This window comes from Aeromonas sp. CU5 (assembly GCF_002586745.1).
GTDB classification, from domain to species: domain Bacteria; phylum Pseudomonadota; class Gammaproteobacteria; order Enterobacterales; family Aeromonadaceae; genus Aeromonas; species Aeromonas sobria.
Genome location: NZ_CP023817.1, coordinates 2,781,199 through 2,805,210 on the forward strand (window position 1 = coordinate 2,781,199; position 24,012 = coordinate 2,805,210).

A 24,012-nucleotide genomic window follows, 5' to 3' on the forward strand; every position below is an offset into this window, starting at 1 on the left:
ATGACCATCGAGATCCAAGCCCCCTACAGATTGCTGCTAGCTAAGTCCCCGCAGCAGGTCATGGCGCTGCAAACCTATATCCAGGCCGCCTATACCCTCGAGTTCAACGCCCGCATCCCCCATTTTCTCCCCTGTCTGCTGGGGCTCTATCGGGCGGACGGGACACTGGTCGGCGCCTGTGGTCTCAATCATGCCAGTGAGGGGCCTCTCTATCTGGAACAGTATCTGGAGCAACCCATCGAGGCCGCCATCAACACCCGCCTCGGGGTCTATCCGGCACGCAACCGCATTATCGAAGTGGGCAATCTGGCCTGCAGCGAACCGGGCAATGCCCGCCTGATGTTTGCGGCGCTGTGTCGTCTGCTGTGTGAAAACGCCCTCGACTACGTGGTCTTTACCGGCACCGCCAAGCTGCGCAACAGCTTTGCCCGTCTGCAACTCAATCCGGTGGAGCTGGCTCTCGCAGAGGCCCATCAGGTGGGTACCGATGCCGACGCCTGGGGTGAGTACTACCGTTGCCAACCCAAGGTGATGGTGGGTGACATCAATCAGGGACGCGAGGTGCTGGCCCAGAGCAGTCTGCTGCTCAATCTGCTGGCCCCCATGCCGACCCTGTTTGACGAGACCAGCAAGAGCAGTGACAACCAGACCCATCAAAAAAGGTGCGCCCAATGAGCCTGTTCGACGCCATCGCCAAACATGCCCGCGAGGATCCGCAATCCCCTGCGCTGCTGAGCAGCCAGCAGCGCCTGGATTATCAGACCCTGTGGCAACAGATCCAGCGTCTGGCCAGCCAGTTGCAACAGCTCGACATCAGCCGTCTGGCGCTGCAACTGGACAACGGCCTGCCCTGGGCGCTGCTGGATCTCGCCTGCACCCGCGCCGGTATCGTAGTGATCCCGGTGCCCCACTTCTTCAGCCTGGCCCAGCAAGAGTGGTTGCTGGAGAGCAGCGGCGCCGATGCGCTGGTTGGCCCTGCCCATCAGGGATGGCACGCCGCCGAGCCGCTCTTGCTGGTCAGCGGAGAACTGCCGCTGTGGCGCCATACCCCGGCCAATCGACCGGCGCTGCCCAAGGGCACCGCCAAGATCACCTACACCTCCGGCACCACGGGCCAGCCCAAGGGCGTCTGCCTGTCACTGACCCAGATGATGGCGGTGAGCAATGCACTGGCCGAGCGGGTCGCTGTGGCCAAGGTGGCCAAACACATGACCCTGCTGCCGCTGGCCACCCTGCTTGAGAACATCACCGGCCTCTATGTGCCGCTGCTGACCGGCGCCTGCAGCCGCATTCCATCCCTCGGGGAGCTCGGCTTCACCGGCTCCAGTTCGCTCAATGCAGCCATGCTTGGGGAGGCCCTGCTGCGCTGGCCAACCCACAGTCTGGTGCTGGTGCCCGAACTGCTGCGCCTGCTGCTGGCGCTCTGCAGCAGCACACCGACGCTGGCCCAGCAGCTCAAGAGCCTGCGCTTTATTGCCGTCGGTGGCGGCAAGGTGGCACCTGACCTTATCGCTCATGCCCGCCAGCTCGGCCTGCCGGTGTATGAGGGGTATGGCCTCTCGGAGTGCGGCTCCGTGGTGGCACTCAACAGTCCGGATGCTGACAAGCCAGGCAGCGTGGGCCGCCCCCTGCCCCACTGTCAGGTCACCATCGCCACCGACGGCGAAATTATGGTGCGCGGCAGTGCCATGCTGGGGTATCTCGGCAGCAACGAACCGACTCCCGAACAAATTGCCACTGGCGAACCTTCTGCCATGCAGATCGCCACTGGCGATCTGGGTCATCTGGATGATGAGGGCTACCTCCATATCACCGGGCGCAAGAAGAATGTCCAGATCACCGCCTTTGGCCGCAACTTCTCACCGGAGTGGGTGGAGGCCGAGGCCCAGCTCTGCCCCGCCATCGCCCGCATCGTGGTCTTTGGCGATGGTCAACCCGCCAACGTGGCGCTGATCCAGCCCCTGCCGGGCAAAGAGGCGGACCTGCCACGCCAGATCGCAGGTCTGAACCAGCGGCTGCCCGATTATGCCCGGCTGCACCACTGGTTGCCGGTCGCACTGGATCAACATCCCGGGCTGCTGACCGCCAACGGGCGCCCTCGCCGCAACGAGATTTACCAACACTTTTCCCAGCAAATTAGCCAATGCCTTACAGGAGAATCCTCATGAGCTTCTACCAGACTCTGCAACAAGCCACTGCCAGTGAGCGCGAGCATCTGTTCAACGCCCCCATCATCGAAGCCTGTCGCCGTGGCGACATCAGCCGTGACACCTATCTCGCCTTTCTGGCGCAGGCTTACTACCACGTGCGCCAGACCGTTCCGTTGCTGATGGCAACCGGCGGCAAGCTGGGTCAGGAGTACGAGTGGGTACGCGGTGCCCTTGCCGAGTACATCGACGAGGAGTATGGCCATCAGGAGTGGATCCTCAATGATATCCGCGCCTGTGGCGGCGATGCCGAGGCGGTGCGCCACGGCCAGCCGGGGCTGCCCATCGAGCTGATGGTCGCCTTCCTCTATGACCAGATCCAGCGCGGCAACCCCATGGGCTTCTTCGGCATGGTGCAGGTACTGGAAGGCACCAGCGTGGCCATCGCCCTCACCGTCGCCGACCAGCTGAAGAGCGGCCTCGGACTGCCTCCACAAGCGATGAGCTACCTGAGCTCCCACGGTACTCTGGATCAGGAGCACCTCAAGTTCTTCGAATCCCTGATGGATCGGGTCGAGAGCCCGGCGGATCAGGCGGCCATCATCCACTCGACCAAGGTGGTCTACCGCCTCTATGGCGAGATGCTCTACAACCTCACCGCCACTGTGTAAATCGGCAGCAGACAGCAAAAAGGGAACCCACAACATGAAGCTTGAAGGGAAACTCGTGCTGCTCACCGGCGCCAGCGGTGGCATAGGTGAGGAGCTGGCGCAGGAGCTGGCGGCCCAGGGGGCCCACCTGCTGCTGCACGGCCGTCGCGGTCCGGCGCTGGAGCGACTGTGCAAGTCACTGCCTCATCCCGAGCGCCATCAGGTGGTGCTCGCCGACCTCGGCTCTGCCCAGGAGCGGGCCAAGCTGTTGCAACACCCGGCGCTGGAGAACGGGATCGACATCCTGATCAACAACGCCGGTTGCAACCAGTTTGCCTGGCTAGAAGATCAGAGTGCGGAGCAGGTAGAGCGCCAGTTGCTGCTCAATATCGAGGCGCCGATCCAGCTGACCCGCGCCCTGCTGCCAACCATGCGCAAACCGGGGATCATCATGAACATGGGTTCGAGCCTGGGCAGCATCGGCTACCCCGGTTACAGCGTCTACTGCGCCAGCAAATTTGCCATGCGCGGCTTTAGCGAAGCGCTGGGACGGGAGCTGGAGGGCAGCGGCATCAAGGTGCTGCACTTTGCTCCCCGCGCCACCCGCACCAAGCTCAACTCCGAAGCGGCATATGAGATGAATGCGGCGCTTGGCACCCAGACCGACAGCCCGCAGGAAGTAGCGGAAGAGGCGGTCATCGCCCTGTGCAACGAAACTCGCCGCAGCTGGCTCGGCTGGCCGGAAAAACTGTTCGTGCGGCTCAATGCCCTGCTGCCCGGCATCGTCGACAAAGCGCTGGCCAGACAGCTGCCAATTATCAAACGTTATGCCCGTCATCTTCAGCCAAGGACGACTGATACCAGCGCCAACAGTGCGCCACAACCAGACTTGTCCCGCCCGATCCCGACCAAGAAGGAACATTAATATGAACTTTGTCCGTCAATCAGTTACCTCTTGTGCCATCGCCATCCTGCTGGGATCCACCTCGGTCATGGCCGCGGATGATGCCCTCGCGCCCATCCAGCAACAGTGGGCCGTCTGCCAGTATCAACAGACCGGCAAGGCGAAAGAGAGCTGCCTCGAAACCCTGAGCACCCAGGCCGAAGCGGCCAGCGCCAAGGAGCCTTTTCGCGCCGATCTGCTGATCTGGTCAGCCATTGTCAAGAGCACCTGGGCGGGGGCCAAAGGGGGGCTGGGGGCACTGGGTCTGGTGAAAGAGGCCAAAGCCAAGCTGGAGCTGGCGCTCAAGCAGGATCCTAAGGCGCTGGACGGTTCTGCCTACACCAGTCTGGGCTCGCTCTACTATCAGGTGCCCGGCTGGCCGGTCGGTTTTGGCGATGACGAGAAGGCGGAGCAGTTGCTCAAACAGGCGCTGGCCATCAATCCGGATGGCATCGACCCCAACTTCTTCTATGGCGACTTCCTGCTGGATCAGGGTCGCAAGGCCGAGGCCAAAACCTATCTCGACAAGGCGTTCGCAGCCCCGGCCCGTCCGGGCCGCGAAGTAGCTGACGAAGGGCGCAAAATGGAGATCCGCGAAAAGCTAGCCAAGCTATAAACCCCTGATGGATCAAAGATCTATTTAAACTCTGCCCACCAGCTTGCATACTGGTGGGCAGCGTTGTTTATGCCACGGCAAGCCTTGGCGCTGAACCAGATCGCGACACCCAACAACAAGGGAGAAAAGAATGCGGATCCTGCTGGTAGAAGATGATGTGATGCTGGGGGATGGTATGCAGGATGCACTGCGCCATAGCGGCTATACGGTGGACTGGCTGCAACAGGGGTTGCCCGCCCTGACAGCCCTCAAGAGCGACGAATTCGCCGCCCTGATCCTCGATCTCAACCTGCCCGATATCGACGGCCTCAGCCTGCTGCGCAAGTTGCGCCGTGAAGGACACCAGCTACCGGTGCTGATCCTCACCGCACGCGATGCGCTGGACGATAGGGTGGTCGGCCTCGATGCCGGCTCCGACGACTACATGGTCAAGCCCTTCGCCCTGCAGGAGCTCAACGCCCGCCTGCGTGCCCTGGTTCGCCGCAGCAAGGGGCAGGCTCAGGCGGTGCTGGAGTATGGCGATATCCTCATCTATCCCGAATCCCAGCAGGTCACCTATCAGGGGGAGGTGGTCAAGCTCACTCCCCACGAATACAAACTGCTGCAGGAGCTGATCAGCCAGAGCGGCCGGGTGCTGAGCAAGGATCAGCTGCAACAGAGCCTCTATGGCTGGGACGAGGGGGCCGAGAGCAATGCGGTAGAGGTGCATATCCACCATCTGCGCAAGAAGTTCTACAGCGACCTCATCCGCAATATTCGCGGGGTCGGCTATATCATCCCCCAGCTTGATCAGGCAACCCGGAGCCCCACCAGATGAAACGCCCCCGCTCCATACGACGTTTTTTGCTCACCGGTATCCTGACGCTGGTGGGGCTCAGCCTCACCATCAGCGCAGTGATCGGCTATATGGAGGCGAGCCATGAGATGGAAGAGCTGTTCGATGCCCGTCTCGCCCAGTCAGCCCGCATCACCAACCAGCTGCTGGGCCGCTATATGGCCCAGCAGGGACAACTGCCCGCCAACGGCACCGTCTATCAGGAGTGGGAACAACAGAACCCCGACAACTGGCAAAAAGATACCAGCCTCAACCTGAGCGGCGAGGATCGGGATACCACCCTTTATGGCCATGAGTTCGAGCGCAATCTCTACTTCCAACTGCTCAATGAGCAGGGCGGGCTACTGCTGCGCTCCCCCAGCGCTCCGGATCAGCCGCTGGTCACCCTGGCACGCGGCTTCGACACAGTTGAAAAAGATCGCCACCAGTGGCGCACCTTCACCCTCTACAACCAGCAGGAGCAGACCTGGCTAGTCGTCGCGGAGCGGGACGACGAACGCAGCGAACTGGCCAGCAAGATGGCCACCCTCACCATGCTGCCGCTGCTGATCACCCTGCCCTTCCTGCTGGCCCTGCTCTGGTGGCTCATCACCCGCGGGCTGGCTCCCTTGCGCCAGCTGGCACAAGCGATCAGCGAGCGCCATCCGGCTAACCTGAGCCCGCTCAATCTCAAGAGCAGCGCCCATGAACTGACCCCGCTCACCAACGAGATCAACCGCCTGATGCATGCCCTTGCCGAGACCATAGAGCGAGAGAAACAGTTCACCAACGAGGCGGCCCACGAGCTGCGTACCCCGCTGGCAGTGCTGCGCATTCACAGTGAAAATGCCTTGGCGGCCATTGATGACGCCAGCCGCCAACAGTCCCTGCACAAGATGCTGCAGGCCCTCGATCGCAGCGATCGGTTGATCCGCCAGCTGCTGACCCAGGCCCGCATCGACAACCAGCAGGGGCTGGTATTGACCGAACTGGAGGTGGGCCATCTACTGCAAGGCACCCTCGCAACGCTGGCGCCCATCGCATTGCGAAAAGATCAGCAGCTGTCGCTGGAGTGTGAATTGCCGCTGCTGGTGATGGGTCAGGCCACCCTGCTCGACCTGCTGTTCAGCAACCTGATCGACAACGCGCTGCGCTACACCCAGCCGGAGGGGGAGATCAGGGTGCGGGTAGATCGGGAGGGCAACCGGATCAGGGTGGATGTTAGCGACAATGGCCCCGGTATTCCCACCAGCGCCTTGCCCCGGCTGTATGAACGCTTCTTTCGGGTCAATCCCCAGCAGGGGGATGGCGTGGGTCTCGGCATGGCTATCGTGTCGCGCATTGCCCAGCTGCACGGCGCCGATCTCGATGTCCACAACCGGCCGGAAGGGGGGCTGGAGGTGAGTGTGTTACTCCCGCTTCCGCCGGCAAGATAAGCGATAAGCAAACAGCCCGCGATGCGGGCTGTTTGCTTTCAATGACAGGCTGGCTGCACGGTAAAGGTTCGGCTGGAGTCCACAGGGCCCAGCTCCGCCAGCAGGCGGCGACCCAGCAACACCGGATAGATCATCTTGCTGCGATCCCGCAGGGTGAACCACTCCTCATACACCTTGTCCCCCAGACAGATGGACATGGTCACCGTTGGCCGCTGCTCCATACCGCCTGCCCCGCGCACCGTCACGCTGCGCTCGACCCGCCGTTCGAACTGCTGCTTGATCAGCTTGCCGCTGTCGGCATCGGTCACCACCAGCATGAAGCGCACCCAGGGTTTCCCATTCCGTTTGAATCTGGTGATGGCGCGTGCATCGAGGGAAGAGGTGAGTGCACCGGTGTCGAGTTTCATCTTCACCGCCACCCCGGTAGGCAAAATAAGTCCCTTCTCGATCCAGCCATAGCTGGTCGGGGTCTCTGCCAGCGCACTGCCACACAGTGCCAGCATCAGGGTTATCCCCACCATCATCTTGCCCATTTTACTGCCCTGCCTTATCAATCCAGCGACCAGATCTACCACAGTCGCATCAGTGGTCAATCCGATTTATTTCAGTTACTTGGATAATGCCGGGCAGGTCAGAAGAGAGACGACAAAGAGTGGCCGAACGGCAGCCCAAGCGGGCGGGAATATCGAGGGGGAGCAAGGCACCGAGTGGTGCTAGATGAAGCTGGTGGTTAACCTCAGGTTGTGACGCCAAAGGCTACCACAACAATGAGTGAATTATCAGTCTTGTTCTGGCGGGATTTTTGCCTACACTGTTGTAAACCGGAGGCCCTGAAAACCGCCGGTTTTTTTGCGCCTGCCGAAAATTGACCACTGCAAAAGTGACTTTCAACAAGGCTCAATAAGGAATTCGTAATGCGTATCGAAGAAGACTTGAAGCTCGGTTTCAAGGATGTCCTGTTCCGCCCCAAGCGCTCTACTCTCAAGAGCCGTTCCCAAGTCAGCCTGACCCGTCAGTTCACCTTCAAGCACACCCAGACTCAATGGCAAGGCGTTCCCGTTATCGCCGCCAACATGGATACCGTCGGCAGCTTCGCCATGGCCAGAACCCTGGCTGGCTTCGAGATGATGACCGCAGTACACAAGCACTACAGTCTTGAGCAGTGGCAAACCTTCGTCAACGACACCGATCCGGCCCTGCTGGGCCATGTGATGGTATCGACCGGCACCTCGCCGGATGACTTCGCCAAGACCCGCCAGATCCTCGCCATGTCCGAGGCGCTGCGCTTCATCTGCGTCGATGTGGCCAACGGCTACTCCGAGCACTTTGTCGAGTTCGTGCGCAAAATCCGTGAAGCCTGCCCCAACCACGTCATTCTGGCGGGCAACGTAGTCACTGGCGAGATGGTGGAAGAGCTGATCCTCTCTGGCGCCGACATCGTCAAGGTCGGCATCGGCCCGGGCTCGGTCTGCACCACTCGCGTCAAAACCGGCGTTGGCTACCCGCAACTCTCCGCCATTATCGAATGTGCCGATGCGGCCCACGGCCTCGGTGGCCAGATCGTCGCGGACGGTGGTTGCACCTGCCCGGGCGATGTGGCCAAGGCATTCGGCGGCGGTGCCGATTTCGTGATGCTGGGCGGCATGCTGGCAGCCCACGAGGAGTGCGGCGGCGAGATCGTTGATGTGAACGGCGAGCCCTTCATGAAGTTCTACGGCATGAGCTCCTCCAGCGCCATGGACAAGCACGCCGGTGGTGTTGCCGAGTATCGCGCCTCCGAAGGCAAAACCGTGCTGCTGCCCTATCGTGGTCCGGTCGAAAACGCCGTGCGCGACATTCTGGGCGGTGTGCGATCCACCTGTACCTATGTCGGTGCCAGCCAGCTCAAGGAACTCACCAAGCGCACCACCTTTATCCGGGTACACGAGCAGGAGAACAACGTCTACGGCAAGGAGTAACTTGCAGCAGACCACCGTCACGCGCTGACGGTTAGAAGCCAATCCACCGGTGTGCTACCCTGCGCACCGGTTTTTTGCATCTGGAACCCCGAACCATGGCCAGCCCCCTGCCCCCCTTTGACTGGGATATTTTCTGTTGCGTCGTAGACAACTTCGGTGACATCGGCGTCACCTGGCGGCTCGCTCGCCAGCTAAAGCGGGAGGGAAATATCCCCACCCACGGCAATGAGGTACAGGTGCGGCTCTGGGTGGACGATCTGGCAAGCTTTGCCCGCATCTGTCCGGGGCTCGATCCGGCGCAGGATGGCCAGTGGGTCGAGGGCATCTATATCCAGCACTGGCATGAGACCCTGCCAACTGACATGACCCCGGCCAAGGTGGTGATCGAAGCCTTTGCCTGCGAGCTACCCGCCCCCTTCATTGAACGAATGGCCGAGCAGATGGCCAGCCAACCCAAGCCCCCCTGCTGGATCAATCTGGAGTACCTCTCGGCGGAGAGCTGGGTCGAGGATTGCCATGCCCTCGCCTCGCCGCAACGTATCGGTAACCAGAGCCTCAACAAGTTCTTCTTCTTTCCAGGCTTTACGGCTAAAACCGGTGGCCTCTTGTGTGAGCAGGGGCTCATCGCCGAACGAGAGCGGTGGCAACAGGATAAGGCAGGCCTTGCCGCCTACTGGGCCAGTCTCGGTTTGCCAGCGCAACAAGAGAACGAGCTGCGGGTCAGCCTCTTTACCTACGAAAGCGATGCGCTGGTGAGTCTGGTCAACAGCTGGTGCCAGAGCGCTATCCCCGTCATCCTGCTGCTGCCGCTGGGCCGCTCGCTGCAGGATGTGCTGCGCGGCGCAGGCCTTGAAGAGGCCATCACCACCGCCAAGGCGGGGGATCTGCTCCACTCGGGCAATCTCACCATCAAGCTGCTGCCGATGACCGATCAGGCCGGTTACGATCGGCTGCTGTGGAGCTGCGATCTCAATCTGGTGCGCGGGGAGGACTCCTTCGTGCGGGCCCAGTGGGCTGCCCGTCCTTTCCTGTGGCACATCTACCCGCAAGAAGAGCAGGCCCACATGATCAAACTGGACGGTTTTCTCGATCACTATCTGGCCGAACTGCCCGCAGACGCAGCCCAATGGCTACGAAATTTCAGCCATGCCCTCAATCAGGGGGAGGAGACAGGCGAACTTTGGGCCCAATGGCCCCGATATAGCGCCATTTGGCAGCAACATGGGCGAAGCTGGTCACAGAAGTTGCTCAGGGATGGGGATCTCGTCACGCGGTTGGTGAAATTTTTAGAAAGCCGTATATAATCTGGCAGTTTTTATCCGTCCGTTTCACGAACAGGAATTTTTTACATGAAAACCGCACAGGAAATCCGCGCTGGTAACGTAGTCATGATCGGTACCGAGCCGATGGTGGTTCAGAAGGCTGAATTCAACAAATCCGGCCGTAACTCCGCCGTGGTCAAAATGAAGCTCAAAGGCCTGCTGAACGGCAGCGCCACCGAGACCGTCTTCAAGGCCGACGACAAGCTGGACGTGGTTCAGCTGGAGCGTAAAGAGTGCACCTACTCTTACTACTCCGATCCCCTGTATGTCTTTATGGACACCGAGTACAACCAGTACGACATCGAGAAAGACAACCTGGGTGACGCGCTGAACTACCTGGTAGACGGTATGGAAGACATCTGCGAAGTAACTTTCTACAACGAGAAAGCCATCTCCGTGGAACTGCCGACCACTATCGTTCGCGAAGTTGAGTACACCGAGCCGTCCGCTCGTGGCGACACTTCCGGTAAAGTGACCAAGCCTGCCCGTCTGAAGGGCACTACCTACGAGCTGGCTGTTGCCGCCTTCGTAGAGATCGGTGACAAGATCGAAATCGACAGCCGCACCGGCGAATTCAAGCGTCGCGTCAACTAATTGATTGCTTTGTCTTGAGTGCAAAAAAAGCGAGCCAACGGCTCGCTTTTTTATTGCTTCCGCTTTGCCATCACACTGCCCGCCTTCAGAAAATCCTGCCGCCGCCGCTAACCCTGTTAACCGGGGGTGCATACTATGGCCAGATTATCCTTATCACTGCTGTTATTGACCATGCTGGCTGGCAACGTGACGCAAGCGAGCGAAGTCACGCCCCCCGTCGCCGAACCACTCCCTCTCGATCACTGGCAAGCCAGCGACTGGAAAGGGCTGCCCGATGCCACCCAGATCGACAAGCAGACTGTGCTGTTTGCCAAACACGACAGTGAAAACTATCTGGGGCTGGCCATTTTGCTGCCAGACTGGCAGCGCAGCGGCCAGCTGTGGCAACTGACCCGCGCCCTTGGCCAGCTGGGCTTTGATACCCTGCTGCTGCTCCCCTCCCCCCAGCAGATCGAATTCGACCCCGCCGCCGAGAAAAAAGCGAAAAACAGCGACGATTTTCGCAAGCAGTTTGCCGAGCGGATCAGCAAGCTGGCCGATGCCAAGCTGCAAGAGGGAGGCTTCAAGCTGATCCTGGCGCAAGGCACCGGCGCCGCCTGGACCGCCAATCTCATCGCCAGCGAACAGTTGCCCGCCCCCGATGCGCTGGTACTGCTCGACGGCTTCTTCCCCAATCAGCAGAGTAATCAGATGCTGGCCAAACAGGTGGCTCAGGCTGCCATCCCCACCCTCGATCTCTATCAGGAGGATGGCGGCCGCTGGCCACTCTTAGCCGCAGAGGCCCGTAGAAGCGAGAGCCGGCGCAGCCACAAACTCAACTATCGCCCCTACGCGCTAATGGAACTGGGGGAGACCCCCACCCGCATTCAGGGGTGGCTCAATCATCTGGGCTGGCTCTAAGCTGACCCCCACCGCAGCAACCATCAGACGCCAAAGCGCGCGCAAGCTCACATCCGCCGGATAAAGCCCCGACATAAAGGAGATGCGGGCTCGCCCTGACCGCATCCTCTTTGGCATCATGGCCCCTCGACCCGGAAAAATGGCAGGCAGGTCCATGCAGCAAATCGTATTTCTCGACAGCGATACCCTGGATGCAGGCATCACCCTGCATCACCCCGACTTCCCCCACCACTGGCAGAGCTATCCGCGTACCGCCCCGGAACAGGTGGTGGAGCGGCTGAAAGATGCCAGCATCGCCATCATCAACAAGGTGCGGATCGGTGCCGCAGAGCTGGCTCAACTGCCGGATCTCAAGCTTATCGCACTGGCTGCCACCGGCAGTGACAACGTGGATCTGTCGGCATGCCGCGCCGCCAACGTCGGGGTGTGCAACATCCGTAACTACTCGGGCCCCTCAGTGCCGGAGCATGCCATGGCGCTGATGCTGGCCCTGTCGCGCAACCTCTTCTGCTGGCGCCAGTCGCTGCTGGAAGGGCGCTGGCAACAGAGCGGCCAGTTTTGCTTCTTCGACCACAACATCATGGATCTGCACGGCAAGCAGCTCGGCATCATCGGCAAGGGCACCCTTGGCCAAGCGCTTGGCGAGCGAGCCAAAGGGATGGGGATGACGGTGCGCTACGCCCAGAGTCAGGTTGGCGCCAGCCACGATGAGGATCGCCTGCCTCTCGATGAACTGCTGCAAAGCTCGGATGTGATCAGTCTGCACTGCCCGCTCACCCCCTACACCCGCAACCTGATTGGCGAGCGGGAGCTGGATCTGATGAAACCGGGCGCTTTGCTGATCAACGTCGGCCGTGGTGGACTGGTGGATGAGGAGGCGCTGCTGCAAGCGTTGGCCAATGGCCAGCTCGGTGGCGCAGGCTTCGATGTGGCGAGTGTCGAACCTCCGCCCCCCGATCACCCGCTGATGAAGGCCCTGCAATACCCCCACTTCATTCTGACCCCTCATGTGGCCTGGGCCAGCGAGGAGTCGATGCAGCGCTTGGCCGATCAACTGATCGATAACATCAACGCTTTCGCTGCCGGTCGCCGCCAGCACCGGCTGGTCTGAACCACAGCGCTGCAATCCGCATCTAGCAGCGAGCCCCCCTGGTCAACGGGTTTGCATCTGCTGACCCTGCTCAGCGTATCAGTGCAAAGCGTGGCATCCAGATGAAGGTGGGGGCTTAGCCCCTGAACGAACCCGCGCTAAAACATGATCTGCAGATCAAAAAAATCCCCGCCAGACAAGGCGGGGATTTTTGTATAAGAGCCGGGCCAACAGGCCACTGGCTATCAGTGTTAAATACGGAACATGCCGACCTGATTGCTCAACTCCCCCGAAATATTTTTAAGTTGTTCAGAAAGATTCCGGGAGCTGTCTGCATCTACCGCCAGTTCGTCGGACACATCTTTCACCGCTTGAATGTTGCGGCTTACCTCGTCGGTGACAGCCCGTTGCTCTTCAGCGGCGCTGGAAATCTGGGTCGCCATGTCGGAGATCTGGTTGATCGAGGTGGTGATCTGCTCCAGCGCATGGGTGGCATTGTTGGCATCATCCACGCTATTTTGTGCCAGCTGTTGCCCTTCGTGCATGGTGCTGACTGCCCCCTGGGTGTTGCGCTGCAGAGTCTCGATCATGCTGCGGATCTCGACGGTGGAGCTGTGGGTACGCTGTGACAATACCCGCACCTCATCGGCGACCACCGCAAAACCTCGACCCTGTTCGCCCGCCCGGGCGGCTTCAATCGCCGCGTTCAATGCCAACAGGTTAGTCTGCTCGGCAATGCCCTGAATGGTAGAAAGGATGGTGTTGATCTCCTGAGCGTTCTTCTCCAGCTCCTGAATGATGTTGGAGGCCTGCTCTACCTGGGTCGCCAGATCAGTGATGGAGCGCTGATTGCGAGCGATCACCTGCTTGCCGTGCTCACAACTACTAGAAGACGAACGAGCCGCATCTGCTGTCTGCTCAGCGTTACTGGCTACCTCGACCGCAGTGGCTGACATTTCGTGTACCGCAGTGGCGATCTGGGAGATCTCGTTTTGCTGGCGTGCCAGCCCCTGATTGGCCTTCTCCGCCATGCTGTGGGAGGACTTGGCCTGCTGGTTGAGTTGACCGGAGGAGTTGGAGATATCCTGCACCATTACATGGATCCGGTCGATGAAGGTGTTGACGTGTTTGGCAACGGCGCCCACCTCATCTTCACGCTCGATCTTGATGCGGCGGGTCAGATCGCCGTTGCCACGGGAGAGATCGGCAATCGCCTCGCCCAGGGTTTTCAGGGGGGCCAGCGAGCCGTTGATGGCGACATAGGAGAAGCCAGCCACGATCAGTATGGTGATGAGCCCCTGAATGAGGGAGGAGGTGACCATGCTGCGTACCGACTGGTAGGCGGTCTCTTCATCCACCATCATGCCGTAATACCAGCTGGTATTGGGGATCGCGTTGAAGTCAAAGACCTCTTTCTTGCCGCTGATCACCAGCTCGTTGATCATGCCGTCATGGGCAATCTGGTTGATGTAAGAGGCGGTCAACTCGGGTGCCAGAGCAGTGGCAGGTTTCAAGCTCAGGGAGGCATCAGGGTGCGCGATAATGGTGCCATTGCTGTCTACCAGAATGGCATAAGTCCCTTCGGAGCTGACCGCCAGAATATCCGAGATAAGGGCGCTGATAGAGACGTCGCCGGCGATGACCCCCTGGGTGTTGCCACGCTGAAACGGCTCGGCAATGGTCACGATCAACTGGCCACTGGAGATATCGGCATAGGGCGCCGTGATGACCAGTTTGCCTGCCGCCATGGCATCTTGGTACCAGGGGCGTTGACGGGGGTCATAACCGGCGGGCAGGTTGGTGGGTTTGCTCTGGATCATCTTGCCATCAGCGGTACCGGCATAGACCAGGTCGAAGCCACCTGCGCTCATCGACTGGGCCAGATGGCTGATGGGCTCATCTTCTTTGGCGAATGATTCCTTGGTGGTGCTGACTATGCTGATCCGGGAGTCGACCCAGCGGGAGATCCCCTTGACGTTGGCCATGGAGCTTTCGTCGATGATGTTCCAGACCAGACGCTGGGTTTCACTGCGCAGTTGCGTGGTGTTGTACCAGACTTGCAGGCCGGTGATCACCAGAATGATGATCCCTATCGCAAGGACCAGCTTGTTTTTTATGGATAAGTTCATGGTTACATCCTTGTGAGCGTCAGTCAGAGTGTGTGTATGCAAGTTATTGTTATGAGCCAGTAGCTATCGGCCGTTGTTGAACTTTTTGTATCCCGAACTGCTATTTAAAGTTAGTGCCTAAATCAGTGCTTATCCATATGTGTATCGCGCCCTCATGGCACCAGCAAACGATCAGGTCGATTGGTAAAGATTCCATCGACCCCCATGCTGGCGAGCATTTCATAATCCTCAGGATAATCAACGGTATAAACCAGCACCTTTAACCCGCGCCTATGGGCATCTTCAACCAGCATCCGGTCGACAAAATCCACATCGCAATTGAGTGACCAGGCCCCCAGATCTTCGGCAAACTGCGCCAGTGTAAACGGCAGATTGGCGGTCAGGGCGCCGAGCCGGATATCGGGCCGCAAAGCAGCAAATCGGGCCAGCTCAGGGTGGTGGAAGGAGGAGACCACCCACTGACAGGCAGCAAAACCGAGCTCTGTTTCTGCCCGCAGGGTCAGGGCTGCCACCGCGTCGGCGGTATGAGCGCCCTTGAGCTCAATGTGAAGTTCACAGCGTCCGGCGATGATCTCCATCACCTGCCACAGGGTCGGGATCACCTCCCCCTCACCGGCATCGAGCTGCTCCAGATAAGCGCGAGCTTGTTCGGTCAGTACCCCCTTGCCGTTGCTGCAGCGTTCCAACCGCCGATCGTGGAATACCCACAACTCGCCATCGGCCGCCTGCACGTCGATCTCGATAGCTGGCGCTCCCAACTCCAGCGCTTTGGCCATCGCCTTGAGGGTGTTCTCCGGTGCCAGACCGCTGGCGCCACGGTGGGCAATAATCTGCATATTCCGCTCCTTTTACCTCGCGGGTCAGCCGCGGCTCAGGTGAATGTCAATCTGTTGATAGCTCTCGTACAGCTTCTGATTTTCCGGGGTATTGCTCTTGGGCACGCACTGCAACAGGGTTTCGGCTTGTGCCGCTGGCGACATTAACACCAAAGAGAGCAACAGGAGGGTGAGCTGGCGTTGCAACATGAGGCTCGTTTCCATTCAGAAGAGGTGGCCCTAGCCTAAAACAGCTCAGGGAGACGGGTAAAGCCGTCTACATTAATGATTCATAACATAAATAACAGGCAGTTATTGCGCTGTTTCGCTATTATCCTCGCCGCTTTCCCTCCACTGAGCCGAACATGTCAGCTGTTGATCTGGGCACTGCCCCACTATCTCGCCTTTTCTGGCGTTACGTAACCCCGACCGTGGCTGCCATGCTGATCACCGGCATCTATGTCACCATCGATGGCATCTTCGTTGGCCACTTGCTCGGTCAGGATGGCATGGCCGGTCTTATGCTGGCCTATCCCATCTGCGCCGTGCTCTATGCGGTGGGGGCCCTGATCGGCATGGGAGCCTCGTCGCTGGTCTCCTTTTATCTGGGGCAGGGCAACCCGGCCAAAGCCCGCCATATCGTCGGCAATGCGCTGGTGATGGTACTGCTGGCCTCGGCGTTGCTCAGCTTTATCGGGGTCCGCTATGGCGAGCCCATGCTGGCCTGGATGGGGGCGGAAGGGGAGATCTTCACGGCAGGTCTTGCTTATCTGCAGGCCTACGCCTGGCTCGGGGTGTTTGCGGTGCTGTCGATGGCATTCAGCTCACTGCTGCGCAACGATGGCCGACCCGGGTTTGTCACCATCATCATGGTGGTAGGAGGATTACTTAATGTGGGGCTCGATTATCTGCTGATGGTGGTGTTCCCGTTCGGGCTGGCCGGGGTGGCAACGGCCACCATGATCTCCCAGGCCGTCACCGGCCTCGCCTGTCTGTGGCACTTCTTCACGCCGCACAGCCAGCTGCGGATCAGCTGGGACACCCTGCGCCCTGATTTCACGCTGATGGCCGAAACGGTGCGACTCGGGGTATCGAGCTTTCTGATGTACCTCTACCTCTCGGTGGTACTGGCGCTGCATAACAAGGCGCTGCTAGCTGTGGGTACTTCGCTGCATGTGGCCGCCTACGGGGTGATCAGCTACACCGAGGCGTTCTTTTATCTGGTGTTCGAGGGGATCGCCATGGGCATCCAGCCCATCGCCAGCTTTAACGCCGGGGCGGGTCACTGGCAGCGGGTGTTGCGGGTGCGCAATCTGGCCCTCGGGGTGACGTTGGGGATCGCCCTGTGCGCCATGATACCGCTCTATCTATGGCCGGAAGGGGCGGTTTATCTGTTTGCCGGTGACAACGCAACCTTGCTGCCGGTGGCTAGCCTCGGGATCTGGCTCTATTTCTGGGGGTTGCCGATGGAAGGGTTACTGCTGGTGGGGGCCACCTATTTCCAGGCCATCAACCGTGCGCGCATCGCTTCACTGCTCACCGGCGGCAAGCTGGTGCTGATCGGTGGCTTCTTGTGGGGGTTCTCGACCCTGTGGGGGGTACCCGGCGTCTGGTTGGCGCTACCGACTTGCAGCTCGTTGCTGGTACTGGTGATGTGGCGGGCGATGCGCAAGGAGTCAAGGGCACACCCATTGGCCGGATAGATAGATGAATGTGCAGGGCGGGTAACACCCTGCACATTCATATAAGGGATGCCGGTTCGTCGGGGGAATGTGTCGCCAAACATGGCGCAAGCCATCGTCAGCATCCATCGATAACATATTCTCTTAGGCACAAAAACGGCCCTGTTTTCAACAAAACAGGGCCGTTTTTCATGCTATCAGAGCGGCTTTTGCCACAAGGTCAGCAGCAGATCCTGTTCCAGTTCATCCGGCCCTTGCTGGATAAAGGCATGGCGTTGTTCGCCAGTGGCTCGCCAGCCAAGACGGCTGGTTTCCAGAATAAAGCTGCGCAGGGCTTGATCCATCTGCAGAGCGAATTGGCAGCGCTGTTGCCCCATTGCAGTCAGCCCCGGCAAAGTGGGCCAACTCAGGGGATGCTCCATGCTCACCGGGTTGAGGCTGACCCGCAGTTGCCACTGATGACGCGGACCCGGCTGCAAATAGAGCAGGTAACCGCCTGGGGCCAACCAGTCCGCCAGCAGTTCGCTCTTGACCTTGAGGTCATTGACCAGCAACACCTGTGCTTTACCCGGTTGTAACGGGGCACGGGCAGGATCGGCAATGACAAACTGGTTCTCTGGCTGGGCCTTTTTGGCAGCAAAGATGGTGTTCTTGGCAATATCGATGCCACTAAACTGCCAACCGGGCAGGCGTGCAGCCAGCGCACGGCAATAGTAACCCTCGCCACAGCCCAGATGGATCAGCTCTTGCTCGGGCAGGTTGGAGAGCAGACCCACCATTGCCTCGACCAGTGGCAGCTGGTGTCCCTGCTCCAAAAAGTGGTGTTTGGCGCGCATCAGCGCACGGCTGTCGCTGTCTTTAGGATTTTTATTACCGGGGATCAGATCCAGATAACCTTCCGGAGCCGGATCAAAGTGGTGTTTGTTGTCGCAATAGCGGCCTTGAGAGGCCTCATGAAGATGGAGCGGACTGCGGCAACGGGGGCATTGAAGATGCATACAAACTCTCTTGGCTGACGCCATGGTACAGGGAAGGGCGTTCGGGATTATAGGGGAGAGGATCCAAAAAGGCTGCCGTAGCAGCCTTTTTGATCCCAAGACCATTATCCGGTCATTGGTTCAACAATCAGCGGGTGCCAAAAACCACTATGGTTTTGCCATGGGCAGAGATGAGCTCCTGCTCTTCCAGCATCTTGAGGATGCGGCCCACAGTCTCACGAGAACAGCCGACAATCTGGCCGATCTCCTGACGGGTGATCTTGATCTGCATGCCATCCGGATGGGTCATGGCATCTGGCTGGGTAGCCAGGTTGAGCAAGGTCTGGGCGATCCGGCCGGTCACATCCAGGAAAGCGAGGTTACCCACTTTCTGGCTGGTATGTTGCAAGCGTTTGGCCATTTGACCGGAGAGACGCAGCAGAATATCCGGGTTGACCTGGATCAACTGGCGGAACTTCTTGTAGGAGATCTCTGCGACTTCACAGGAGCCCTTAGCACGCACCCAAGCAGAACGCTCAGGATTGTCATTTTCTTCGAACATCCCCATTTCGCCCAGGAAGTCGCCTTGGTTCAAATAGGAGAGGATCATCTCTTTGCCCTCATCGTCCTTGATCAAGACGGCCACCGTACCCTTGACGATGTAATAGAGGGTCTCCGCTTTTTCACCCGCATGGATCAGGGTGCTCTTGGCGGGATACTTATGAATGTGGCAGTGCGACAAGAACCATTCCAGGGTGGGATCGCTTTGCGGTTTGCCAATGACCATGAGAATTCCTCTGTAGTGTCTTTTTATGGACTTGTGCGTCCGGGCAAGCTGCCAATCTTGCCATTCCTTGTATTAGTCGCAGTAGGATAAGAGCCTTTGTCTGTGCTGACAAGGCTTTGCGGGCTTTTGAAAGAGCCCTTTGAGTAATGCCTGCTGCGCTGCGTGGGTCATTCTAGGGAAGATGGCGGTAACAGATGTTGATTTTGATCTATTTCCCTCCCAACTCGTCGCTTTCTGAGCATCAGGCGCAGAGATGCCACCGGTTCGATAGCTGGGGTATGCTAGGGACATAATGAACACGCCATAACAAGCAACAGGATGAACAAGATGAAAGCCAAAGTCAGCTGGGTGGAAGGGATGAAATTTATCGGTGAGAGCGAATCCGGTCACACCGTGACCCTGGATGGTGCTAATCCGGGAGAAGGGGTGAGCCCGATGGAGATGATCCTGCTGGCGGTGGGTGGCTGCAGCTCTATTGATGTGGTTTCCATTCTCGAGAAAGCACGTCAATCAGTGACCGCATGCCACGTAGAACTGAACGGTGAACGGGTAGAGAGCACCCCGCGCGTTTTTGAAAAAATTAACCTGCATTTTGTGGTAACCGGCACCGGGCTGGCAGAGAAGCAGGTTGCCAGAGCTGTGACGCTATCGATGGAAAAATACTGTTCCGTTTCCCTGATGCTGGAAAAAGCGGTACAAATTACCCATAGTTATCAAATTCTTGAAGCCTGATAACTGATAATTGTTACGTGGAAAAGCCATGGCGTTAGGCCATTACATAAGGAAAGTGCAATGAAAAAATTGATAGCCCTACTTCCTCTACTGGGTCTGGCGGCATGTACCAGCCCACAGCCGACCCAGTATCAATACAACCAGTATCAGTGTGGTGAAGAGCTGTTAGCCGTGACCTATGATGCCCAGGCTGACATGGTGCAGTTCCCCTACAACGGGGTTTACCACAAGCTTGCTCGAGTCGAGTCGGAGTCTGGCGAGAAATATTCTGACAGCGTGACCACCTTCTGGAATCAGGAAAAACAGACCACGCTGACCCAAAAAGAGGTCACCCTGTTGACCTGTACCCGTAAATAGATGAATGCACTCTCCCTTGCGGCGGCGCCCTTGTTTTGACCACAAGCGTCCCGTCAAAAAAAGCGGCTTGCCAGATGGCAAGCCGCTTTTTTACCTTGATCCGGATGAGTGCCATGTATATGGCTTATCGGGTAGGCAAGGCCCCCAGTAATTCAGCGGCAAGCTGCTGACTCAGCTGCTGGCGCTGCCCCTCGGCGATGGCTGCCTCGCTGGCAAGGGAAATCGCACTGCTCCAAACCGCTTTTTTGCTGCGAGGGTCAAGCAACACGATCGCCAGCGTGCCCTTGCGTCCACTGGCAGATGCTCCAATCCCCGGCGTCATGCCCAGACGTGAGAAAATCTCGCCATCGCTGATATCTTTGCCCCCCGCGACCCCGATAGCCACCCAGAGGTCGGCCTCCTCAAGGGGCACACTGCGCCATCCCTTGCCATCAAGTTGTTGACTGACTGCTTGCTGCATCGGCTCCAGCCAGCCTTCAGCGTGTTCGCCGGCGAACTGATACTGCTCAGCCAGGGCGTAGCGCGGTGTGGCGCCAAACGTCCAGTCACTGATCGGACGAACCACCATGGTGCCCGATTCCAGCGTGGGGGCCGATGGCCCACTGCTGCACCCGCCCAGCAGGGCAAGCAGCGCCACAGAAAGATAAGCAAACCGCATCATGAACTCCTTTGAATCAGGTTATTTTTCCGGTTTCGAGCAGTTGCTGGATGAGCGGGCGCAGGATCAACTCCATCGCAAATCCCATCTTGCCACCCGGCACCACAATGGTGTTCATTCGTGAGATGAAAGAGCCATCGATCATCGACAACAGGTAGGGGAAATCCACCTGCTTGATACCGCGAAACCGGATCACCAGCATACTCTCGTCCAGACTCGGGATCACCTTGGCACTGAAGGGGTTGGAGGTGTCCACCGTCGGCACTCGCTGGAAGTTGATATGGGTGCGCGAGAACTGCGGGGTAATGAAGTTGATGTAGTCATCCATGGAGCGAACGATGGAGTCGGTCACCGCCTCCCGGGAGTGGCCCCGCTCCGAGGTATCGCGAATAAGCTTCTGGATCCACTCCAGGTTGACGATGGGCACCACGCCGATGAGAAAATCCACGTGGCGCGCCACATTGTGATCCTCGGTGACTACGCCACCGTGCAGCCCTTCATAAAACAGCAGATCGGTATTGCTGGGCAGATTCTGCCAGGGGGTGAAGGTGCCGGGCATCTGATTAAAAGGCACCGCCTCGTCAAAGCTGTGCAAATAGCGGCGATACTGGCCATTGCCATCCAGCCCATAGCCCTGGAAAAAATTCTCCAGCAAACCGAAGTCATTGGCCTCGGGGCCAAAATAGCTGATATGACGCCCCTGCTCGCGCGCCTTGCGAATCGCCACATCCATTTCCGGGCGGGTATACCGGTGAAAACTGTCACCTTCTACCACCGCCGCGGTATAACCCAACTGATGAAACATCGAGCGAAAAGCGTTGGTGGAGGTGGAGGTGCCGGCACCGGAGGAGCCGGTGACTGCAATGATAGGATGCTTAGCCGACATAGAATTCTCTCTTCCTTGGGAGTGTCGTTATAAGATCAGGGGCGCAAGTTGGTCAAGATTGCTCGATAAAACGATCTTTCACTACGATATTGACCGATTCGTGCAACTCGCTATAGACGATAACCGCCTTGCCTTGCTGTAATTGCGATCGCACCGCGTCTACTTTGACCTCGAGTGATACGTCCTGTTCACCATATTCGGTGCCTTCTTGCAGCACAAATTGCTCGATCAGGTTGGTCAAGGTATCGCCGTCGAGTTCTTGCCAGGGAATAATCATGATGGAAGTTCTATTAGCCAGAATGGCGCTATTTTCTATCTGTGGCCATCGAGCGCAAGGGGTTTATATGTTTTTTGGTGGGACCTGAGATGTTCTCTGCTCATTTTCGCTCGCAAGCGGCCGATTTCGACGACCATCTATGGAGCATTCGCCGTCAGGCATTGAGCCAGGGGATCCGCTGGTTCTGGGTGGCCAATCTGCTAGGCAGCATCTTCTTGCTTGCCCGCTTTTATGTCTACCAGAACGCCGAATTGGTGATCGACAACAAACTGCCCTGGCGCTATGAGTGGCAGTTATGGATCATGGCGGCCGCCAATCTGACTTATCCGTTGCTGCGCTGGTTGCTGCAGCACAGACCAGGGCGAGAGTGGCTAAATAGCCTGCGGGTCTATGCGCTGTTGTGGGGGACAGGTTGGGCAATGGTGGGCTATGCCACCGCAGTGACCGAGGTGAGAGGAGGCTTTAGCCTGGCCTTTATGTCCCTCAGTCTGCTGTTGATGACCTCCCTGATCGCCTTTTATTGCGAAAAAAGCCTCTGTTACTGCTTTATGGCTCCCCCTTTGTTCTATCTGCTTATCGAACCCCTGACCGTAAAGGTTCCGTTTCTTGCCATGCATGTCTTGCTGGTAGTCGGATTGGTGCTGTTGCTGGAGACGGGGCGACGAATGTTGTACGACTGGTTCGTGCTGGCAGTTGCCCGGGAGTACGAGAATCTGGAGCTAGCCCGCCAGCTGGATGGTCAAGCCAAGCAAGACCCGCTCACCAGATTGGCCAATCGTCGCCACTTCAACCTGGTCGGAGAACGTACGATCAAGCAGGCCATGCTGCAGGATCAATCCTTTGCGGTGATCCTGCTCGATGTGGATTTTTTCAAAAAGCTGAACGATGGCTATGGTCATCAGCGTGGCGACGAAGTGTTGGTAAGTGTCGCTGAATGTCTGCGTGAGGTGGTACGAAGTCAGGACGATCTGGTCGCCCGTTACGGCGGTGAGGAGTTTGTGCTGTTATTGCCGAAGGCTACCCTGAACATTGCCGAGACAGTGGCCCAGCGTGTTGCTGCGGCGCTGGCACGCCATTCCCTGCCCCATGCCTACTCTTGTGTGGCACCCTATGTCACCGTGAGCCAGGGGATCGCCTTGTGGACAAATGGCGAATCGCTCGACCGGGTCATCGCCCGGGCCGATGGGGCTCTTTATCAGGCTAAGGCCGAAGGGCGCAACTGCTATCGCATGGCTCAGTCAGACACTCAGCCAGCCAACGGCTGATCCGTTCATCCAGCCAGAAACGGGGGCGCCAGGGGGCGCCGTGCAAAAAGCCGACATGGCCGCCACGCTGGCTCAGCTCATAGCGCACCATGGGAGACAACTGTTCCGGCTGGGGGATGACAGCATGTGACATGAAGGGATCATCTGCGGCGTGAATGATGAGAGTTGGGATGGGGATCTGGCGCAGCAGGGGCAGGCCTGAACAACTTTGATAGTAGTGGCTGGCGTTGCGAAAGCCATGTAGCGGCGCTGTGACCTGTTCGTCGAACTCCCGCAGGGTGGCAATCTGCTCCACTTGCCTTGGCTGCCAACGTTCGCCTGCTTTTTGCTGGCGGCTGATTTTATTTAGCAGATTACGGCGCATGGTGCGCAGCAGATAGTTCTGATAGACCTTGGAGAAGCCCTGATTAACCCGTTCGGCACAGCTGGCCAGTTGCAGCGGGGCCGAGACCACCACTGCCGCCTTCAGTGCTTCAGGGCAGGCCCGCGCCAACAGATTGACCAACATATTGCCGCCAAGTGAAAAGCCGATGGCGATCAGTGGTTTGCCCGGGAAGCGCAGGCTCAGCTCGGCGATCAGCTCTTGCGCATCACCGATAGCGCCAGAGTGATAGGCCTGCAAATGACGATTGGGTTCGCCGCTGCAACCGCGAAAGTGCATCAGTACCGCCTCCCTCCCCTCTTGCTGCAGGTGGGCAAATAGTCCCTTGGCATAGTGGGAGTGAATGCTCCCCTCAAGCCCGTGAAACACCACCACCAGCGGCTGCGCATCCGCGCTTACTTCGCCGCTCCAGGCAAGATCGACAAAATCCCCCTCCCGCAGCTCAAACCGCTCGGCCACAAAGCGGGCTGGCATGCGGCGCAGCCATTTGGGCAATATGGTCTGCAGATGAGGATTGCGGGCCCACCAGGGGGCGTGGAAGTGGCTCTCGGTCAGCATGATTTCAGTCTGTTTTGGTTAAAATGGGCAAGAGGAT

At 58.7% G+C, this 24,012-nt stretch carries 26 protein-coding genes; 16 read left to right on the forward strand and 10 right to left on the reverse strand.

Annotated elements, in window-relative coordinates; translation table 11 throughout:
• The 7 genes from CK911_RS12215 to CK911_RS12245 all read left to right on the forward strand — a co-directional run bounded on the left by CK911_RS12215 (position 1) and on the right by CK911_RS12245 (position 6,606).
• Positions 1–675, forward strand: coding sequence for a thermostable hemolysin (locus tag CK911_RS12215; RefSeq protein WP_098970231.1), 675 nt, complete (start codon positions 1–3; stop codon positions 673–675).
• Positions 672–2,168, forward strand: a complete 1,497-nt coding sequence (locus CK911_RS12220; protein ID WP_098970233.1) for an AMP-dependent synthetase/ligase — start codon at positions 672–674, stop codon at positions 2,166–2,168. The genes CK911_RS12215 and CK911_RS12220 overlap by 4 nt, the downstream gene beginning before the upstream one ends.
• Positions 2,165–2,818 carry a TenA family transcriptional regulator gene (locus tag CK911_RS12225; protein ID WP_098970235.1) on the forward strand — a complete coding sequence of 218 codons (654 nt, stop codon included), beginning with the start codon at positions 2,165–2,167 and terminating at the stop codon, positions 2,816–2,818. Before CK911_RS12220 ends, CK911_RS12225 begins: the two co-directional genes overlap by 4 nt.
• Before the next feature lie 34 nt (positions 2,819–2,852).
• On the forward strand, positions 2,853–3,722 hold the full coding sequence (locus CK911_RS12230) for an SDR family oxidoreductase (RefSeq protein ID WP_098970237.1): 870 nt from the start codon (positions 2,853–2,855) through the stop codon (positions 3,720–3,722).
• 1 nt (position 3,723) lies between these two features.
• Positions 3,724–4,356, forward strand: coding sequence for a tetratricopeptide repeat protein (locus CK911_RS12235; protein WP_098970239.1), 633 nt, complete (start codon positions 3,724–3,726; stop codon positions 4,354–4,356).
• A gap of 130 nt (positions 4,357–4,486) precedes the next feature.
• On the forward strand, positions 4,487–5,173 hold the full coding sequence (locus CK911_RS12240) for a response regulator (protein ID WP_098970241.1): 687 nt from the start codon (positions 4,487–4,489) through the stop codon (positions 5,171–5,173).
• Complete coding sequence (locus tag CK911_RS12245) at positions 5,170–6,606, forward strand: ATP-binding protein (RefSeq protein WP_098970243.1); 1,437 nt, start codon at positions 5,170–5,172, stop codon at positions 6,604–6,606. Before CK911_RS12240 ends, CK911_RS12245 begins: the two co-directional genes overlap by 4 nt.
• A 38-nt stretch (positions 6,607–6,644) precedes the next feature.
• Here the strand turns inward: CK911_RS12245 and CK911_RS12250 are convergent, their stop codons facing one another.
• Positions 6,645–7,139 (reverse strand): RimK/LysX family protein, encoded by a 495-nt coding sequence (locus tag CK911_RS12250; RefSeq protein WP_098970245.1) that lies wholly within the window; start codon positions 7,137–7,139, stop codon positions 6,645–6,647.
• Between the two features lie 381 nt (positions 7,140–7,520).
• Between CK911_RS12250 and CK911_RS12255 the strand changes: the two genes are divergently transcribed.
• The 5 genes from CK911_RS12255 (at position 7,521) to CK911_RS12275 (ending at position 12,491) form a co-directional block, all read left to right on the forward strand.
• A complete protein-coding gene (locus CK911_RS12255; RefSeq protein WP_042022914.1) occupies positions 7,521–8,564 on the forward strand; it encodes a GMP reductase in 1,044 nt (347 codons plus the stop codon).
• Positions 8,565–8,659: 95 nt separating this feature from the next.
• Positions 8,660–9,868 (forward strand): elongation factor P maturation arginine rhamnosyltransferase EarP, encoded by a 1,209-nt coding sequence (earP, locus tag CK911_RS12260; RefSeq protein WP_098970247.1) that lies wholly within the window; start codon positions 8,660–8,662, stop codon positions 9,866–9,868.
• Between the two features lie 45 nt (positions 9,869–9,913).
• Complete coding sequence (gene efp, locus CK911_RS12265) at positions 9,914–10,480, forward strand: elongation factor P (protein WP_042022911.1); 567 nt, start codon at positions 9,914–9,916, stop codon at positions 10,478–10,480.
• A gap of 135 nt (positions 10,481–10,615) precedes the next feature.
• Positions 10,616–11,380 (forward strand): DUF3530 family protein, encoded by a 765-nt coding sequence (locus tag CK911_RS12270; RefSeq protein ID WP_098970249.1) that lies wholly within the window; start codon positions 10,616–10,618, stop codon positions 11,378–11,380.
• Between the two features lie 154 nt (positions 11,381–11,534).
• Positions 11,535–12,491 carry a D-2-hydroxyacid dehydrogenase gene (locus CK911_RS12275; protein WP_098970251.1) on the forward strand — a complete coding sequence of 319 codons (957 nt, stop codon included), beginning with the start codon at positions 11,535–11,537 and terminating at the stop codon, positions 12,489–12,491.
• A 230-nt stretch (positions 12,492–12,721) separates the two neighbouring features.
• On the opposite strand, the gene CK911_RS12280 is transcribed toward CK911_RS12275, so the two are convergent.
• The 3 genes from CK911_RS12280 to CK911_RS21215 form a co-directional block, all read right to left on the reverse strand.
• A complete protein-coding gene (locus tag CK911_RS12280; protein WP_098970253.1) occupies positions 12,722–14,599 on the reverse strand; it encodes a methyl-accepting chemotaxis protein in 1,878 nt (625 codons plus the stop codon).
• A 152-nt stretch (positions 14,600–14,751) separates the two neighbouring features.
• Positions 14,752–15,435 (reverse strand): glycerophosphodiester phosphodiesterase, encoded by a 684-nt coding sequence (locus CK911_RS12285; RefSeq protein WP_098970255.1) that lies wholly within the window; start codon positions 15,433–15,435, stop codon positions 14,752–14,754.
• 24 nt (positions 15,436–15,459) lie between these two features.
• The gene (locus CK911_RS21215) at positions 15,460–15,624 is read right to left on the reverse strand and encodes a hypothetical protein (protein WP_157774558.1); all 165 of its coding nucleotides are present in this window, start codon (positions 15,622–15,624) and stop codon (positions 15,460–15,462) included.
• A 155-nt stretch (positions 15,625–15,779) separates the two neighbouring features.
• On the opposite strand from CK911_RS21215, the gene CK911_RS12290 reads away from it, so the two are divergent.
• Positions 15,780–17,117, forward strand: coding sequence for an MATE family efflux transporter (locus tag CK911_RS12290; RefSeq protein ID WP_042022902.1), 1,338 nt, complete (start codon positions 15,780–15,782; stop codon positions 17,115–17,117).
• 176 nt (positions 17,118–17,293) lie between these two features.
• Here the strand turns inward: CK911_RS12290 and CK911_RS12295 are convergent, their stop codons facing one another.
• Both CK911_RS12295 and crp read right to left on the reverse strand, forming a co-directional pair.
• Positions 17,294–18,094, reverse strand: coding sequence for a putative RNA methyltransferase (locus CK911_RS12295; protein ID WP_042022900.1), 801 nt, complete (start codon positions 18,092–18,094; stop codon positions 17,294–17,296).
• 127 nt (positions 18,095–18,221) lie between these two features.
• Positions 18,222–18,860 (reverse strand): cAMP-activated global transcriptional regulator CRP, encoded by a 639-nt coding sequence (crp, locus tag CK911_RS12300; protein ID WP_042022897.1) that lies wholly within the window; start codon positions 18,858–18,860, stop codon positions 18,222–18,224.
• A gap of 327 nt (positions 18,861–19,187) precedes the next feature.
• Here crp and CK911_RS12305 point away from each other — a divergent pair, with 327 nt between their 5' ends.
• Positions 19,188–19,592, forward strand: coding sequence for an OsmC family protein (locus CK911_RS12305; RefSeq protein WP_068978037.1), 405 nt, complete (start codon positions 19,188–19,190; stop codon positions 19,590–19,592).
• Between the two features lie 60 nt (positions 19,593–19,652).
• Complete coding sequence (locus CK911_RS12310) at positions 19,653–19,949, forward strand: MliC family protein (protein ID WP_042022892.1); 297 nt, start codon at positions 19,653–19,655, stop codon at positions 19,947–19,949.
• Between the two features lie 124 nt (positions 19,950–20,073).
• On the opposite strand, the gene CK911_RS12315 is transcribed toward CK911_RS12310, so the two are convergent.
• Genes CK911_RS12315 through CK911_RS12325 form a run of 3 tightly spaced genes read right to left on the reverse strand, consistent with a single transcriptional unit; the run spans position 20,074 to position 21,770 of the window.
• Positions 20,074–20,607, reverse strand: a complete 534-nt coding sequence (locus CK911_RS12315) for a DUF4136 domain-containing protein (RefSeq protein WP_042022889.1) — start codon at positions 20,605–20,607, stop codon at positions 20,074–20,076.
• Between the two features lie 16 nt (positions 20,608–20,623).
• Positions 20,624–21,493, reverse strand: a complete 870-nt coding sequence (locus CK911_RS12320) for a phosphoribulokinase (RefSeq protein WP_098970257.1) — start codon at positions 21,491–21,493, stop codon at positions 20,624–20,626.
• A gap of 52 nt (positions 21,494–21,545) precedes the next feature.
• Entirely contained in the window at positions 21,546–21,770 is a 225-nt protein-coding gene (locus CK911_RS12325; RefSeq protein ID WP_042022884.1) for a YheU family protein, read from the reverse strand.
• 89 nt (positions 21,771–21,859) lie between these two features.
• Between CK911_RS12325 and CK911_RS12330 the strand changes: the two genes are divergently transcribed.
• Positions 21,860–23,035, forward strand: coding sequence for a diguanylate cyclase (locus tag CK911_RS12330; protein ID WP_098972637.1), 1,176 nt, complete (start codon positions 21,860–21,862; stop codon positions 23,033–23,035).
• Here CK911_RS12330 and CK911_RS12335 read toward each other — a convergent pair.
• Positions 22,971–23,975: a hydrolase gene (locus tag CK911_RS12335; RefSeq protein ID WP_098970259.1), complete on the reverse strand. Its 1,005-nt coding sequence runs from the start codon at positions 23,973–23,975 to the stop codon at positions 22,971–22,973. The two genes, CK911_RS12330 and CK911_RS12335, sit on opposite strands and share 65 nt — an antisense overlap.
• Between the last annotated feature and the right edge of the window lie 37 nt (positions 23,976–24,012).